Raw genomic sequence first — 15,736 nt, 5'->3', positions numbered from 1 at the left:
ACAGGTCACGGCTGCGTCCCGAATTTCGGCATCGAGTCGGTCACAGTCCATGACAGCGGCGTACCGACGTGCTCAAATGGGTAGTACCAGCCGATCTTGAGGATCCAGGACCGGTCGGCGCAGCGCGCGAGGCCTGCCGGTGCCGAGGAAATCGAGTACTCGTGAACACCCATTCCAGCCACGTAGGACGATACGAACTACCCGCCTTCGACGGCGAACCACCGGATGTGTCGGCGCGCGTGAGTGCCGACATCGAGACCCGATCGAACGCAATCTTCCTGTACGTGCGCGGCGACATCGACGCCTACACCATCACCCGCTGGCGCCGCCTTCTCGACGACGCCTTCCAGAGAGCATCGAATGGCGGGCAGTTGGTCGTCGACCTCGACGAGGTCGCCTTCATGTCGTGCCGATCGATCATCGATCTGGCCTGTCGCGCCCAGCAACACGACACCGTCCGGGTGAGCGTGGTCAAGGCCGCGCCTTCGGTCGTCGACCGCATCATCACCGCCGCCGGACTCGCCCAGTGGCTGACCCTGCACACAGACCTGGCCGACGTCATCTCGACGTCGACCGATCCGCCCCGACCGAACCTGCGCGTGTGGACACACCGCGAACCCGACCGGGGCACCCCAACACATCAGTGAAGAAGCAGTTCAGTTCTCTCGAGGAAGTTGTGCAATGCGCTATTCCGATCATCCTGTCTTCGACACCACCGAACCGGCGACCGAGCCGGACGCCACCGTTGTCAGCTGGCCCGAACCGAGCCCACTGCAGTCGTGGTGGAACGACATCATGCAGGGCGTGAAGCCGCCGCGCACCCGAACCGGCGGCCAGAAGTCCTCACGTCTGCCGCAGAACTAGCCCGATCGGTGCCGCAGGGCCGTCCGCCCTGCGGTGCCGTCCGGACTGGTCACCCGGTCACCGTGGTACCAGCGGAAATCATCAGATACGCGGTCATCAGGATGAACAGGAACCATCCTGCCCCCTGCCACACCCGCCACGACCGCCCGTCGCGATAGCGCTGATAGGTGTGCACGAAAGCACCGATCCCACCGGCCAGCAACACCAGCGACGGACCGATCATCACGGCAGCCTGCGCCGGGGAATCGCACAGGTGAGTCTGCGCGCCCGCACAATTCGTGCGTGTCGCAGCCCAGAAGTTCACCGCGGCGAAGACGAGCGCCGCGAAGCCGATCACGCACACACCGTAGAGCACGGCGCGGCCGTATGCCTGGTCGTCACCAGCGCCGCGGGTCATCTCAGGACCGAGCCCGCGCGGTCGCACGCCGGTTGGCCTTCTCGATCGCCTCGACCAGTTCCTCCTTGGTCATCCGCCACCTTCCGGTGATCGACAACCGCCCGGCGACATCGATGAGGTGACTCTTGGTCGCATTCGCGTTCACCCCTTCGGCGCTCTCACCGCGCGGCGTCCGCCCGCCGGAAGCAGCCCGCGAATCCGACGGCCCCCTGGTACCTTTCGGCTCCCAGTGATCCCCCACCTTCTCGAAACTGTGCTTCAACGCGCTGTAGGCGACCCGGTTGGCGCGTTCCTCGGTGCCGTACTCGTCCAGCGCCGCGTCGTGCGCCTTGGCGAACGTCCGCTGTGCCTTGGCGCTGGAACGCTGCAAAGTGCTCGGCAGCTCCGACGTCCGCGCCCGGCCCGAGCTCGTGGTCTTCGGCATCTCGACAGCCTTTCTCTCGCGGTCACTGTGGCGCTACCCAGGCCGGAGCAGCCGAAACTCGCACATCGAACCGAAAATAACGGTTTAGTAACCGCGGTTCCTGGCAACTATGAAGATATGACCCACTCACGTAATCGGACACCGAATACGACGAGTACGGATCTGACCAGCACCGCCATCATGTTGGCCACCTGCGTGTTCTTCTTGTTCGGTCTCACGACCCTCACCGGATCCCTAGCCGTCGCCGCTCTCGGCGCACTCGGCCTGGCCGCCGCCATGGCCACCGCGACCAAGATGGTCGGCCTCAACCACCTCTGACCCGCGCGCCTACTCGATCAGGTTCGCGCTCTTCAACCACTCGTAGGCGACATCGGCCGGGTCCTCCCCGTCGATGTCCACGCGACCGTTGAGCTCACGCATCAGATCGTCGGTGAGCCGCTCGGAGATGGCGCCGAGCAGCGCACGAAGCTGCGGATGCGCCTCGATCACCGCACCACGCACCACAGCGGTCCCGCTGTAGGGCAGAAAGAACTTCTTGTCGTCTTCCAGGACAACCAGATTCAGGTTCTTCACCCGACCGTCGGTGGTGTAGACCATGCCGAACCGGCACGGCTCACCCTTGGCGGTCGCGGTGTAGACGACCCCCGCGTCCATCCTGGTGACATTGCCCGCGGGCACCCCGTTGGGATCGTTGTAGGGAATGCCGTACTTCGCCAGCATCGGGATGAAACCGTCCGAGCGACTGAAGAACTCGTCGTCGACACAGAACGTGCGCTCCGCCACCGGCAGCTGCGCGACCGCCGACAACGACCGCACCCCCAGCCGTTCGGCCGTCGGCGTCGAGGCCGCGAAAGCATAGGTGTCGTTGAAATTCGCGGGCGCCAACCACTCCAGATCGTGGTCACGCTTCTCCACATCGTGCACCCGCTGCCACAACTCCTGCGGGTCGACGATCGTCTCGGTCTCGTTGTGGTAGTTCACCCACCCCGTACCCGTGTACTCCCACAGCACATCCGCGTCACCGTTGAGCTGCGCCTGCCGCGACGACGCCGACCCCGGCGCACCCGTCAGATCCGTGATCGACGCGCCCGCCGCGGCCAGATACGTGGCGGTGATCTTGCCCAGCAGCACGCCCTCGGTGAAACTCTTCGATGTCACGGTCAGCTTCGCGCCCTCGAGCGGCCGATCGCCACCGGGCAGGCTCGCGTCGTGGAAGGTCCCCGACGAGCTCACCAGCCCACACCCGGCGAGCAGCGAAACACTCGCCACCAGCGCGCACACCAGCCGTCTCATGAGATACCTCGCGGGGTCGCGGCCAGCTCCACGAGCCGGCCGAGCCAGTCGATGATCAACGCGAGCAGCCCGACGAGCACCGCACCGGAGATGAGCAACTTCGGCAGGAACAAGGTGACACCGGTCGTGATGAGCGTCCCGAGACTGGTCGCACCGATGAACGTGCTCAAGGTCGCGGTACCGACCAGGATCACCAGCGCCGTGCGCACACCGTTCAGGATCACCGGCACCGCGAGTGGCAACTCCACCTGCACCAGCGTCCGCAGCCCGGAGAACCCGATCCCGCGCGACGCCTCGATCGTGCGCTGATCCACCTGCCGCAACCCGACGATCGTGTTCTGCAGAATCGGCAGGATCGCATAGACCACCAAACCGACCACCGCCGTGCGGAACCCGGTCCCCAACCAGAACGTGAAAAGCACGAGCAGGCCCACCGCCGGGGCGGCCTGCCCGATATTGGCGACGTTCACCGCCAGCGGCTCGAGCCTGCGCAACGCGGGCCGGGTCAGCGCGATGCCGAGCGGAATCGCGACCGCGACCACGATCAGCGTCGCCACCACGGTGAGCCGCACGTGCTCGACGATCGTCGTCCGCAGATTCGCCCAGCCCAGCGACGCCTGCTCGGTCGCGGTGAACGTCGACGCCCGGTACCACAGCAGGTACCCGATCCCGATCACCGCGATGATCAACGGTTCGAACCACACGTCGATCGGCAACGCGCGCAGCCGCTTCACGCCGGATCACCCGGCCCCGGCTCCGCGGCGACAACAGGGGTCGGCGTCGGATCCGAACCATCGACGTAGGTCTCGTAGGACGTCTCGCCCTCGGCATTGTGCGCCTCGGCCAGCTTGGTCTGGATCACGTCGGTCACCGCACCGATACTGAGCGAACCGACCACCCTGCCTCGCCCGTCGGTGACCAGCGTGGCGCCCTGGCTCGCCGCGAGCATCGCGTCGAGGGCGTCGTTGAGCGTGGAGGACTGCGCGACCACCGGCAGCCGCCGATCCAGATAGTCCGACACCTCCGGCTTGCTCGACACCTCACGCAGCGACGGCCACGAACGGGGCCGCCCCGCTGAGTCGACCACAACCACCCAGGTGTGGCCGGCACGAGTCGCCCGGCCGATCACCTCTTTGGCGGGTTCACCGATCCGCGCGGTCGTCACCGGATCGACCTCCACATCACCCACCCGGGACACCGTCAGATACGCCAGTTTCGCGCCCGATCCGACGAACTCCTCCACGAACGGTGTCGCCGGATCGGTGAGGATCTCCTCGGGCCGCGCGTACTGCTCCACATGCCCACCCTCGGACAGGATGAGCACCCGGTCGCCGAGCTTGGTGGCCTCCTCGAAATCGTGGGTGACGACGACGATGGTCTTACCCAGCTCGTGCTGGATCGCGATCAGGCTGTCCTGCAGGCGAACTCGCGTGATCGGATCGACGGCGCCGAACGGTTCGTCCATCAGCAGCACCGGCGGATCCGCGGCGAGTGCCCGCGCCACACCCACACGCTGCTGCTGGCCGCCGGACATGTCCTTGGGCAGCCGGTCGGCGAAGGTCGCCGAGTCCAGACCCACCAGATCCAGCAGATATTCGGTGCGCTCGGCGATGCGCTTCTTGTCCCAGCCGAGCACCCGGGGAATCGCCCCGATGTTCTTGGCCACCGACCAGTGCGGGAACAGCCCACCCGACTGGATGACATAACCGATGGACTGACGGAGCTTGTCCGGATCCTCCCTTGTCACATCCCGTCCACCGATGAAGATCCGGCCCTCCGTCGGCTCGATCAACCGGTTGATCATCTTCAGGGTCGTCGTCTTCCCGCAGCCCGACGGCCCGACGAAGGCGACGATCTCACCCGCCTCGATCTCGAGGTCCAGCCGCTCGACGGCCGGCTTGTCCTGCCCCTTGTACCGCTTCACGACCGAGTCGAGGACGATGGACGCGCCGGTCACGTCGCGTTCGGACGGGGTGGTCACCGTGGTCATGAGAGCCCCTTGGCAATGGTGAGTCGTCCGAGCAGGACGAGGAGCGCGTCGAACACCAACGCGACGACAACGATGAGAATGGTTCCGGTGAGCGCCATTTCGAGCGCGTTGGCACCGCCGAGCCGCGACAGCCCGTTGAAGATGAGCGACCCGAGTCCCGGACCGAGCACATAGGCGACGATGGCAGCGACGCCCACGATCATCTGCGTGGACACCCTGATACCGGTGAGGATCACCGGCCACGCGATCGGCAGCTCGACGGTGAGCAGAATCCGCCACCGCGACAACCCGATCCCCCGCGCCGACTCCACCACCGAGGCAGGTACCGAGCGCAGGCCGACGATCGCATTACCGATCACCGGCAGCGCCGCGAAGAACGCCAGCATCAGAAACGACGGAACCACACCGAGCCCGAACGGCACGAGCAGCAGGGCCAACAGCGCCAGCGAGGGAATCGTCAACGCCACCCGGCTCGACGTGAGCGTCAATGCCGACGCCAGCGGCAGCCGGTACACCGCCACCGCGATCAGCACCGCGACAACGGTTCCCACCAGCACGGTCTGGAAAGCCAGCGACGCGTGCTGATAGGTGAGAAAGGTCAGCACCTCGCCCCGACCCTGGATATAGCTCCACAAATTCACGGCATTCCCATCGTCGGGCTGGACCGATTCGCGCGCGATCGCCGGATAAACCTGCGGTCGCAGACTAACCGATACCGCTCGCTCGACGGCGGATTCGCGTCAGGCCGCACGGTGGGGCGCGGTGACATAGTCGCGCGCGTCGCCCGCGATCACCGTGCTCGGCCGCCCGTCGACACCGACCGGGACCGGTCCGCCGAGCGTGATCCGGGTGAGCCTGCGATGCGCACCGTCGTAATCGTCCACGGCGTAGTGCTGGGTGGCCCGGTTGTCCCAGATCGCGACATCGCCGAGCGACCAATTCCAGCGGGTGGTGTGCTCGAGGCGCGTCACCCGATCCTGGAAAAGCCGGAACAACGCCCGCGATTCGCTACTGGAGACGCCGACGATCTCTTTCACGAAGCAACCGAGCAGCAGGGCACGCTCACCGGTTTCCGGGTGCACTTCCACCACCGGATGCTCGGTCTCGAAATACGTCGACTCGAATTCGCGCCGATACGCCAGTTCGAAATCATCGGTTCGGTCCACCGCGTCGGCCGCGTAGTCGTAACGATTGGTGTGCCTGGCGCGCAGATTCTCCGCGAGCAGTTTCAGCGAGGCAGGCAGCGAGTTGTACGCCGCGACGGTGGACGCCCAGGTGGTCGTGCCGCCGTACTCGGGCAGCGTCACCGCCCGCAGGATCGAGGCCTTCGGCACCCGGTCGACGAACGTGACATCGGTGTGCCACACATTCGACCTGGTCTGATGCGAGTCGATCGCCAGACTCTTGGCCCCCGCCGAGGTCACCGTGGGGTGCGGGGTGGTCGGCGCACCGAGGAGCTCGGCGAATTCGTACTGCCCGTCCTCGCTCAGATGCTCCTGACCGCGGAAGAAGATCACCTTGTGTTCGGCGAGCGCGGCGCGAATGGTGTCGACCGAACGCACATCGAGGTCGCCATCGAGGCGGATGCCGTCGATGCGGGCACCGATGTGGGCGCCGAGCTTCACCACACGCACGGCGTCGGCTGGAACGGACATTCGAGGGCCTTTCGATCGAACCTGCGCGAACAGGACCTACGAAACCAGTCGGCGGATACAGCGAACAGCATTCCGTTCACGCTGAGCCGAAGGCGGCTTCCCCTCCCTCGCGGTCCTGAGAAGGCCGGCGTAGCCGGTTGTTTTGTTTGAGATTGAGGGTGATTCATGAGTCGATGCGCATATCGCGCTATCGGCATGTTATTTACCGACCTAAGCCTGGTCCGAGGCGTACACCGCCCCGGCAAGCACATCGACCGTCGGCCTCGGCCTCCCGAATTACCCTGCCTCCCAGACGAATAGATCGGGGCCGCGATAACCACTCCCCTCCCCCACCTCATGACTGGCAGGATCGGGACGTGACTACCGCCAACCTGACCCGCTCCGAGACCGCCGCGCGATCCGCCACGGTCACCGTGCGTGACTACCGCGTCGAACTCGATCTGTCCGGCGCACCCGAGCACTCTCGCCCGGGGTTCACCACCACGACGACGGTCGCCTTCGACGCCACGGCGACCGAGACGTGGCTCGATTTCCTCGGTCTCGCAGTCGAATCGGTCACCGTGAACGGACGGGAAGTGGCGGTCGACTACGACGGCGCGCGGATTTCCGTGACCGGCCTGTCGGCATCGAACGTCGTCGTTGTGCGGGCGGTCGGCGAGTACAGCCGCTCGGGTGAGGGTTTGCACCGGTTCCTCGATCCGGTCGACGGCAGCACCTACCTCTACACCCAGTACGAGCCGGCGGACGCGCGCCGGGTATTCGCCTGCTTCGAGCAGCCCGACATGAAGGCGCCGTTCACCTTTGTCGTCACGGCGCCCGACGGCTGGGAGGTCATGTCGAATCGGCCCGCCGATACCGTGACCGTCGACGGCCCGAATCAGACGGTGGAGTTCTCACCGACCCTGCCGATTTCCACCTACATCACCGCGGTCGCGGCCGGTCCGTATCACCGCGTCGAATCCTCTTGGAGCCGTGGAAAACTGATGATCCCGCTCGGCGTGCTGTGCCGCGCCTCGCTGGCCGACCATCTGGACGCGGACACGATTCTCGAGGTGACCCGCCAAGGGCTCGACTTCTTCGCCGAGCATTTCGCTTACCCGTACCCGTGGGGCAAGTACGACCAGGTGTTCGTGCCCGAATACAACCTCGGCGCCATGGAGAACCCGGGCCTGGTCACCTTCACCGAGGCCTACGTGTTCCGTGGTGCGGCGACGGCGGCGCAGTACGAGGGCCGTGCGAACACGATCCTGCACGAGATGGCGCACATGTGGTTCGGTGATCTCGTCACCATGGTGTGGTGGGACGACCTGTGGCTCAAGGAGTCCTTCGCCGACTACATGGGCGCGCTGGCCAGCGCGGAGGCCACCGAGTGGACCGACGCATGGGTGGCGTTCGCCAACCGCCGTAAGGCGTGGGCGTACCTGCAGGATCAATTGCCGACTACGCATCCGATCGTCGCCGACATCACCGATCTCGAGGCGGCAAAGCTCAATTTCGACGGCATCACCTACGCCAAGGGCGCGAGCGTGCTCAAGCAGCTCGTCGCCTATGTCGGCCGGGAGGCGTTTTTCGCGGGCGCCCGCAGCTACTTCCGGGCCCACGCGTTCGGCAACACGACCCTCGATGACCTGCTGACGGAGTTGTCCGCCGAGTCCGGCCGCGACCTCGACGCGTGGGCGCGGGCCTGGTTGCAGACCACCGGCGTCTCCACCGTGACCCTCGACGACGACCACATCGTGCAGACCGATCCACGCCCGCACCGGCTCGCGGTCGGTCTCTACGACTTCGACGCCGACGGCGACCTCGTCCGCCGTGATCGCGTGGAGGTCGACATCGTCGAGGAGCGCACCCCGATCACCCTCTCCCCCGCTCCCCTGCGGCTGCTCAACGACGGCGATCTCACCTATGCGAAGGTTCGTCTCGACGCCGATTCCCTGGTGACCGTGGAGCGGTCACTCGACCGCGTGGTCGACCCGCTGGCCCGCGGGCTGATCTGGTCGGCGCTGTGGAATGCCACGCGCGACGGCGAGCTCGCCGTCGGCCGGTATCTGACGATGGCCCGCGACTTCGCTCCCGCCGAGTCCAATACGGCCCTGCTCACGGCGGTGCTTTCGAACGCCTCCTTCGCCATCGGCCACTACCTGCCGACCGTCGAGCGCGACAGGTGGCGCCGAGAATGGCTCGAATCATGCTGGACGGCACTGTATTCCGCTGCGTCCGGTTCCGGCGAGCAGCTGGCGTTCGCCCGCGCGACCGCGGCCGCCGCCACCGTCGACGCGGGGCGGGCCGCCGATATCCGCGCCATGTTGCTCGGTGAAACTCCCGCTCCGAAGGGGCTGGCCCTGGACCCTGACCTGCGGTGGGCCCTCTGGACGGCACTGGCCGCGACCGGCGCCGCGACCGCCGACGATCTGGACACCGAACTCACCCGCGACGACACCGCCTCGGGCCGCACCGCTCACCTACATGCCCTGGCCGCCCGCCCGGACCGGGACGTGAAAGCCGCCGCGTGGACGCGCATCTTCGACGACACCGCGCTCATCAACGACCACCTCGACGCCGTGATCGACGGTTTCCGCGCAGGCGACCGCCGCGACCTGATCGGCTCCTACGACAACGAGTACTTCACCCGACTGCGTCCGACCTGGGAGCAGCGCAGCATCGAGATCGCCCGTCGCATCGTCATCGGCCTCTTTCCCGCCGCCGACTCCCTGGCAGCCGTGGACAACTGGCTCGCGACGAACACCGATGCCCCCGCTGCCCTGCGCCGCCTGGTGGTCGAGCAACGCGATCATCTCGCCCGCGCACTGCGGGTCCGCGCGCTCGGATGAAGCTCGACCGCCACGAGCCGCGGAGGTCCGTAGGCATGTGGATCAGCCGTCGAGGAACTGGTCGGCGTTGGCTTTCGCCCAGTCGCGGAAGGTGGTCGCCGGGCGGCCGGTGATGTCCTGGACGCTGGTGATCGGCAGCGTGTCGATCGGCGGGCTGTAGCCGAGCAGGACGTTGTCGACGTACCACTCGGTGTTGTGGCCCATGCTCGGTGCCAGAGCGGCAATGGTTTCGGCCCGATCGGATCGGCGGAAGGTGAGCTCGCGGCCGATGGCCTCGGCGATCTGGGCGAGCTGCTCGGTGCGGGTGAGAACCTCAGGGCCTGCCAGCGGGTAGGCACGCCCGAGGTGGTCGTCGTCGAGCAGTGCGGTCGCGGCTACCGCGGCGATATCGTCCATCGCCACGGGTGCGGTGGCCGTCTCGGGGCGCGGTTCGCGAACCGTACCCGTAGCGCGGATCTGCTGCGACCAGCTGACGCTGTTCTCCATGAAGTCGGCGGGCCACAGGTGCGTCCACGCCAGCCCACTGTCCTCGACGGCGTTGCTCACGGTCCCCCACCAGCTGTCGGGCTCGCCGGACAGATCGACGACGTGGCGGACGCCGGCCGCTGCCGCTCGCTCGAGCACCGCACCGACGACCTCGGGTGCCGGGGCGAGATAGATCCGGTCCACGCCGTCGAATACCCCGTCCAGGCTGTCCGGCTTACGCAGGTTGCCGCGCACCGACACCACCCCGGCGGGCAGCGCCGCCCGGTCCGGATTCACCGTCAACGCCCGGATATCGGAGACCCCTCGCGCGATCAACTGGTCCACGACCTTGCGTCCGACACTGCCCGTTGCTCCTGTCACCAGGATCGTCATGACGTTCCTTCCGCTCGATTCCCTGAATACTCATCCTGCCGAGAAAATCCGGATCCGGCATATAGGAATTTCGGCGGCATAGCGAAACCTACGGTGTGGCAATCTCATTCGGTGAATGCGTCCATTCGGTGATGTTTTTCCGGTATGACCGCTGGTGGGTTCACATCCGGTGGGGACAGTGTGAAGATGATCTCGGGCCGAGATCCGGTCCGGCAGAGGATGTTCCGCCGGACTCCGGCGGGCAGACTGGAGGGGCAAGATGAAGAGATTCTGCGCGGTCGCTGTCCTCGCGGTCGGGGCTGTCGGCCTCACCGCCACCACCAACGCTCACGCCGCACCGACGGCGGCCCCGGTTGTCCAGGGCACCGAAAACGGGGTGGCGTTCACCGCGGGCCCCTCGGCCGACGGTGCAGGGCTCACCACCTCGGTGGTCGACGGCACCTTCACCCTCACGGGCGGCACCGTGACCCTCACCGATCGCGAGGGCCGTGCGGTCGCGTCCATCCCGACCCGAATCGCCTCGACCGCGGGCACCTTCGACCTGGCAGCGGCGATCGCGGCCGACGGTCGCTCGCTCACCCTGACTCCGGTGGGCGCACCGGCCGCCGTCACGGCCCATACGGCCGAGTTCGTCGACGAGGCCGCCGAGACCCAGGCCCGTAAGCAGCACAATGCGGGGATCGGCGCGCTCGTCGGCGCCGGAATCGGTGCTGTTCTCGGCTTCTTCCTCGGTGGTGTCGGCGCGCTGGTGACCATCCCGATCGGTGCGGGCATCGGCGCGCTGATCGGCTACTCGACGCCGTAGGGAGGCGGTGGTGGCCGGCCGTCGGGTCGGCCACCACGCTCAGCGGCGCAGTTCCTGCGCCTTCGACTTCACTCCCTGTACGAGCAGCCGCCACGCGCCTGGGTCACCTTGCAGCACAGCCCGTCCCAGGTCCTTGACCTGGTCGGCGGTCGCGTGCGGCGGCAGGGGTGGCACCTCGGGATCGCAGCGGATGTCGAGCAGCACCGGGCGGTCCGCCGCCAGTGCACGGTCCCAGGCCGGCCTGATGTCCTCGGACCTGTCCACACTGATGCCGACCATGCCCGCGCAGCGCGCGATATCGGCGTAGGAGACGTCCGGAAGTGTTTGCGATTCCTCGAATTTCGGCGCACCACCCATGGCGCGCAGTTCCCAGGTGACCATGTTGAGGTCGTTGTTGTGGAACACGCACACGATCAGCCGCTGATCGGGCCACAGGTCCTGGTAGCGCTGGATGGTGAGCAGTTCGTTCAGCCCGTTCATCTGCATGGCACCGTCACCGACGATGGCGATCACCGGCCGTCCAGGGTGCGCGAATTTGGCGCCGATCGCGTACGGCACGCCCGCGCCCATGCTCGCCAGTGTGCCCGACAGCGATCCCCGCATGGTGCCGCGCATGCGAAGGCAACGGGCGTACCAGGTGGTGGAGGAGCCCGAGTCGGCGGTGACGATCGCGTCGTCGGGGATGCGCTGCGAGAGTTCCCACACGATCCGCATGGGATTGGCCGGTTCGGCGTCGAGCATGGACTGGTTCTCGACGGTCTGCCACCACTGCGCCACATTCGCTTCGACCGTCTCGCGCCAAGAGCGGTCGTCCTTACGATGTAGCAGTGGAATCAGCTGGCGCAGTGTGGCTTTCGCGTCACCGACCAGATTCACCTCGGTCGGGTACCGCATGCCGATCAGGGCACCGTCGAGGTCGATCTGCACCGCGCGGGCCTGATCGTATTCGGGCAGGAACTGGCTGTAGGGGAAGTTGGAGCCGACGATGAGCAGGGTGTCGCAGTCGCGCATCAGCTCGTAGCTGGGACGCGTGCCGAGCAAGCCGATCGAGCCTGTGACGAACGGCAGTTCGTCGCTGAGTACGTCTTTGCCGAGCAGCGCTTTGGCGATGCCCGCACCGGTCAGTTCCGCGATCTCGAGCACCTCGTCCGCCGCGCCGCGCGCACCCTGCCCGATCAGCATGGCCACCTTGGTGCCCGCGTCGAGCACGGCCGCCGCCCGTTCCAGCTCGGAGCGCACCGGCACCGAGGTGGTCAGCGGTGCGCTCGGCGGGCTGGACGGCACCTCCTTGAAGGCATGCGCGGGTGGCTCGTAGGGTTCCTCCTGCAGATCGGCCGGAATGATGACCGCTGTCGGCGCGCGCCGGGCGAGGGCAGTGCGAAATGCTCGATCCAAGGCGTTGGGCAGCTGGTCGGCGACATTGACCTCGACCAGGTATTCGGATGCCACGTCCTTGAACAGCGCCTGCAGATCCACTTCCCGCTGATAGTTGCCGCCCATGGCGCTGCGCGCGGTCTGCCCGACGATCGCCACCACCGGCACGTGGTCGAGCTTGGCGTCGTAGAGACCGTTGAGCAGATGGATGGCGCCGGGGCCCGACGTCGCCGCGCATACGCCGACCCGGCCGCTGAACTTGGCATAACCCACCGCCTGGAACGCCGACATCTCCTCGTGCCTGCTCTGCACGAAGCGCGGTGTGTTGTCGGCCCGTCCGAAGGCGGCGATCAGGCCGTTGATGCCGTCGCCGGGGTATCCGAAGACCTGTTCGACACCCCATTCCCGCAACCGGCGCAGCAAGTAATCGCCTACCTGTTCCGACATGGTTCTCCTGTCCTCGTCAGTCGGGCCACGTTCCGGTGAGCGACTTGTAGCCCGTGGCGCCCGCCCGGTCGACTGCGGCTTTCACGAGGCCGAAGATGGCGCCCTGGAGAGCGGCGGCCAGCAGCACTTCCCGCCAGGTCGCGTTGCGGGTGGTCGAGGTCGGCGGGTCGCCACCGTCGGCCACCGCGCCCCAGACCCGGTTGAACACCGCGCTCGCGGCGATGCCGCCGAGCACGCCGACGACCATGCCGAGCGGTTTGTACAGCGTCTTCATGCGCGCCGCCGGGCGAGGAACCAGACCAGCAGCGCGGCGAAGACCGCGGCCGCCGCGACCGGAACCTGGGGTTTGCGGGTGGCCAGGTCCGCGGCCTGCCTGCCTCGGTCGACCACGGGGTCGGGGACCGAGGACTCGACCTTGCCGACCACCTGTCCGGCTTTGTCCCGGGCCTTGTCGGCGGTGTAGAGCGCCTGGTACTTGGCGTCGGTGACGCGGTGCTTGGCCGCTTCGGTGGTCTCGTGGACCTTGTCCTTGGTGCGGGCGGGGACGTCGAATTTGTCGGTCAGCTCGGCGACGGTCTCGCCGAGTTCACGGCGGGCCTGGTCACGGTCCCGGCGCAGTGCCTCCGGGTCGTCGGTCATCGTCTGCTCCCGTCCTTGATGGTGTCGATGTCGTCCTTGATGCCGTGCACGGCTTCGTGCGGTACGGGCGGTGCGGCCGAACTGACGTTCTTCTTTCCGACGAGCGCCAGGATCGCGCCGATCACGAGCAGGGCGGCGCCGACGATCAGCGCGGCCGCCCATTCCGGCACTACCAGCGCCAGGGCGAAGATCGCCGCGACAGTCAGCGCGATGCCGCCGTAGAACGCGACGAGTCCGCCCGCTCCGGCGATGCCCGCTCCGCGGGCGATTCCTTTTGTGCGGTCCTGCATTTCGACGCGTGCCAGCTGCAGTTCGTCGCGCACCAGGCGGGTGATCTGTTTGGTGGCGTCGTCGACGAGTTCGGTGACCGACCGGGTGTGCTGCGTGGGCGGGCCGGTCTGCGTGTGCGCCATCGCGTTACCTCCTGTCCGGGTTCTCCCGATCGTGGGCCGCTTACCCGGCACCCGGGCCGGTAAACAGTGGTTGTCGGACCCTGCTGACAGACTCTGCGCATGCGGTGGGCGGTGGCGGAGACGGGTGACGGTGGCGCTCGCCTGTGCCCGCTCGACCAGGACGGGCGTCCGGCCGGTCCGGTTGTCACGGAGCCGTCGCTGGTCGAGGCGATCCGCGCACGCCCGCACGTGGGGCGGTGGGTGTGGCGGTCCACCGCCGAGATCTACCGGCCGCTGCTCGCGGCGGGTGTGCGCGTGGAACGCTGCTACGACGTGCAGGCGGCCGAGGCGTTGCTGATCGGGTACGAGCAGGGGCAATCCGGTCAGCCTCGGTCGTTGGCGGCGGCCTGGGCGCGGCTGCGGAACCTGCCCGTCCCACCGGACGCGCCCGCGCGCAGCGCCGAAACGCAACCCTCGCTGTTCGATTCGGGTCCGGTGCCGTTGCCGCCCGGCACCGATGAGCTCACCGCGCTGGTCGAGGTGTACGCGGGGCAGCTCGCACGGACCGAGCGCACCGAACATCCCGATCGGATGCGCTTGCTGATCGCGGCCGAATCGGCGGGCATGCTGGTGGCCACCGAGATGTCGCGTGCGGGCATTCCCTGGCGGGCCGACGTGCACCGCGAACTGCTCGACACCATGCTCGGTGAACGATTTCCCGGTGGAGCGGAACCACGGCGGATGGCAGAGCTCGCCGACGAGGTGTCGCGTGCCTTCGGCACCCGTGTGCGGCCCGATCTCCCCCAGGACATCATCCGAGCGTTCGCGCGGGCGGGAGTCACGCTGTCGTCCACGCGCAAATGGGAACTGCAGCGCGTCGATCATCCGGCCGTCGCGCCGCTGTTGGCGTACAAGACGCTCTACCGCCTGCACACCGCGCACGGTTGGGCCTGGCTCGAGCAGTGGGTGCACGGTGGCCGATTCCGGCCCGAGTATCTGCCGGGTGGAACGGTGTCGGGGCGGTGGACGACCAATGGCGGTGGCGCCCTGCAGATTCCGAAGGTGATCCGGCAGGCGATCCGCGCCGATCCCGGTTGGTGTCTGGTGGTGGCCGATGCCGATCAGATGGAGCCGAGGGTGCTGGCCGCCATCTCCCGTGATCGCGGTCTGATGGAGGTGGCCGGTCGCGGCGAGGACCTGTACGCGGACCTGGCGGCGCGTGGTTTCGGTGGCGACCGGGCACAGGCCAAGCTGGCGCTGCTCGGCGCCATCTACGGCCAGACCTCCGGCGACGCGCTCACCCACCTCGCCGGTCTGCGGCGCCGATATCCGGCCGCGGTGGCCTATGTGGACGACGCGGCCTACGCCGGGGAGGAGGGTCGGCTGGTACGCACCTGGTTGGGCCGGACCTGCCCACCGGTGTCGGCCACTCCGGAAGAGATCGATGTGCCCCCTGCCGAGCGCAGCGGTTCGGCGGCGCGCGCCAGGGGCCGCTTCACCCGCAACTTCGTGGTGCAGGGCAGCGCGGCCGACTGGGCCCTGCTTGTGCTGGCGGCGTTACGGCAGGCGATCGCGCAGATGCGCGCCGAGCTGGTGTTCTTCCAACACGACGAGGTGATCGTGCACTGTCCGACCGAGGAGGCGCCGGTGGTTGCCGAGGCGATCGCGGCGGCGGCCGACCTGGCGGGCAGGCTCACGTTCGGGGAGACGCCGGTGCGGTTCCCCTTCACCACGGCGGTGGTGCAGTGCTACGGGGATGCCAAGTAG

The 15,736-nt window shown here is 67.4% G+C and carries 18 protein-coding genes; 6 read left to right on the top strand and 12 right to left on the bottom strand.

Going from position 1 to position 15,736, the window contains the following annotated elements:
• The first annotated feature begins 161 nt into the window (after window positions 1-161).
• Together NI2_RS11975 and NI2_RS11970 are read left to right on the top strand one after the other, a co-directional pair.
• Window positions 162-647, top strand: coding sequence for an anti-sigma factor antagonist (locus NI2_RS11975; RefSeq protein ID WP_166655795.1), 486 nt, complete (start codon window positions 162-164; stop codon window positions 645-647).
• Window positions 648-681: 34 nt separating this feature from the next.
• Window positions 682-864, top strand: a complete 183-nt coding sequence (locus tag NI2_RS11970) for a hypothetical protein (RefSeq protein ID WP_067489689.1) — start codon at window positions 682-684, stop codon at window positions 862-864.
• Window positions 865-913: 49 nt separating this feature from the next.
• Here NI2_RS11970 and NI2_RS11965 read toward each other — a convergent pair whose 3' ends face one another.
• Complete coding sequence (locus tag NI2_RS11965) at window positions 914-1,261, bottom strand: hypothetical protein (protein WP_067489686.1); 348 nt, start codon at window positions 1,259-1,261, stop codon at window positions 914-916.
• Window position 1,262: 1 nt separating this feature from the next.
• Entirely contained in the window at window positions 1,263-1,685 is a 423-nt protein-coding gene (locus NI2_RS11960; protein ID WP_067489684.1) for a ChaB family protein, read from the bottom strand.
• Window positions 1,686-1,802: 117 nt separating this feature from the next.
• On the opposite strand from NI2_RS11960, the gene NI2_RS33760 reads away from it, so the two are divergent.
• Window positions 1,803-2,003, top strand: coding sequence for a hypothetical protein (locus tag NI2_RS33760; RefSeq protein WP_133734118.1), 201 nt, complete (start codon window positions 1,803-1,805; stop codon window positions 2,001-2,003).
• 9 nt (window positions 2,004-2,012) lie between these two features.
• Here NI2_RS33760 and NI2_RS11955 read toward each other — a convergent pair whose 3' ends face one another.
• From NI2_RS11955 to NI2_RS11935, 5 genes are all read right to left on the bottom strand, one after another.
• Window positions 2,013-2,978, bottom strand: a complete 966-nt coding sequence (locus NI2_RS11955; protein WP_067489682.1) for a glycine betaine ABC transporter substrate-binding protein — start codon at window positions 2,976-2,978, stop codon at window positions 2,013-2,015.
• A complete protein-coding gene (locus NI2_RS11950; RefSeq protein ID WP_067489680.1) occupies window positions 2,975-3,712 on the bottom strand; it encodes an ABC transporter permease in 738 nt (245 codons plus the stop codon). Before NI2_RS11950 ends, NI2_RS11955 begins: the two co-directional genes overlap by 4 nt.
• Complete coding sequence (locus NI2_RS11945) at window positions 3,709-4,968, bottom strand: ABC transporter ATP-binding protein (protein WP_067489678.1); 1,260 nt, start codon at window positions 4,966-4,968, stop codon at window positions 3,709-3,711. The genes NI2_RS11950 and NI2_RS11945 overlap by 4 nt, the downstream gene beginning before the upstream one ends.
• Window positions 4,965-5,609, bottom strand: a complete 645-nt coding sequence (locus tag NI2_RS11940) for an ABC transporter permease (RefSeq protein WP_067489676.1) — start codon at window positions 5,607-5,609, stop codon at window positions 4,965-4,967. Before NI2_RS11940 ends, NI2_RS11945 begins: the two co-directional genes overlap by 4 nt.
• Before the next feature lie 99 nt (window positions 5,610-5,708).
• Window positions 5,709-6,623, bottom strand: coding sequence for a TauD/TfdA dioxygenase family protein (locus tag NI2_RS11935; protein ID WP_067489674.1), 915 nt, complete (start codon window positions 6,621-6,623; stop codon window positions 5,709-5,711).
• Window positions 6,624-6,979: 356 nt separating this feature from the next.
• Here NI2_RS11935 and pepN point away from each other — a divergent pair, with 356 nt between their 5' ends.
• The gene (gene pepN, locus NI2_RS11930) at window positions 6,980-9,454 is read left to right on the top strand and encodes an aminopeptidase N (RefSeq protein ID WP_067489672.1); all 2,475 of its coding nucleotides are present in this window, start codon (window positions 6,980-6,982) and stop codon (window positions 9,452-9,454) included.
• Window positions 9,455-9,496: 42 nt separating this feature from the next.
• Here the strand turns inward: pepN and NI2_RS11925 are convergent, their stop codons facing one another.
• Entirely contained in the window at window positions 9,497-10,312 is an 816-nt protein-coding gene (locus NI2_RS11925) for an SDR family oxidoreductase (protein ID WP_067489670.1), read from the bottom strand.
• 259 nt (window positions 10,313-10,571) lie between these two features.
• Between NI2_RS11925 and NI2_RS11920 the strand changes: the two genes are divergently transcribed.
• On the top strand, window positions 10,572-11,117 hold the full coding sequence (locus NI2_RS11920; protein WP_067489667.1) for a DUF8020 domain-containing protein: 546 nt from the start codon (window positions 10,572-10,574) through the stop codon (window positions 11,115-11,117).
• A 39-nt stretch (window positions 11,118-11,156) separates the two neighbouring features.
• On the opposite strand, the gene NI2_RS11915 is transcribed toward NI2_RS11920, so the two are convergent.
• The 4 genes from NI2_RS11915 to NI2_RS11900 are packed head-to-tail and all read right to left on the bottom strand — an operon-like array spanning window position 11,157 to window position 13,990.
• Window positions 11,157-12,938, bottom strand: a complete 1,782-nt coding sequence (locus NI2_RS11915; protein WP_067489664.1) for a thiamine pyrophosphate-requiring protein — start codon at window positions 12,936-12,938, stop codon at window positions 11,157-11,159.
• A 16-nt stretch (window positions 12,939-12,954) separates the two neighbouring features.
• Window positions 12,955-13,212, bottom strand: coding sequence for a DUF4235 domain-containing protein (locus NI2_RS11910; RefSeq protein ID WP_067489661.1), 258 nt, complete (start codon window positions 13,210-13,212; stop codon window positions 12,955-12,957).
• Window positions 13,209-13,577: a DUF3618 domain-containing protein gene (locus tag NI2_RS11905; RefSeq protein WP_067489657.1), complete on the bottom strand. Its 369-nt coding sequence runs from the start codon at window positions 13,575-13,577 to the stop codon at window positions 13,209-13,211. Before NI2_RS11905 ends, NI2_RS11910 begins: the two co-directional genes overlap by 4 nt.
• A complete protein-coding gene (locus NI2_RS11900; RefSeq protein WP_067489654.1) occupies window positions 13,574-13,990 on the bottom strand; it encodes a phage holin family protein in 417 nt (138 codons plus the stop codon). The genes NI2_RS11905 and NI2_RS11900 overlap by 4 nt, the downstream gene beginning before the upstream one ends.
• Window positions 13,991-14,089: 99 nt before the next feature.
• Between NI2_RS11900 and NI2_RS11895 the strand changes: the two genes are divergently transcribed.
• Window positions 14,090-15,736, top strand: coding sequence for a bifunctional 3'-5' exonuclease/DNA polymerase (locus NI2_RS11895; RefSeq protein WP_067489651.1), 1,647 nt, complete (start codon window positions 14,090-14,092; stop codon window positions 15,734-15,736).

It is taken from the genome of Nocardia ignorata NBRC 108230 (assembly GCF_001612905.1).
Classification (GTDB): domain Bacteria; phylum Actinomycetota; class Actinomycetes; order Mycobacteriales; family Mycobacteriaceae; genus Nocardia; species Nocardia ignorata.
Note: the sequence above shows the minus strand (reverse complement) of the source record. Positions and strands in the feature narration are given on the sequence as shown.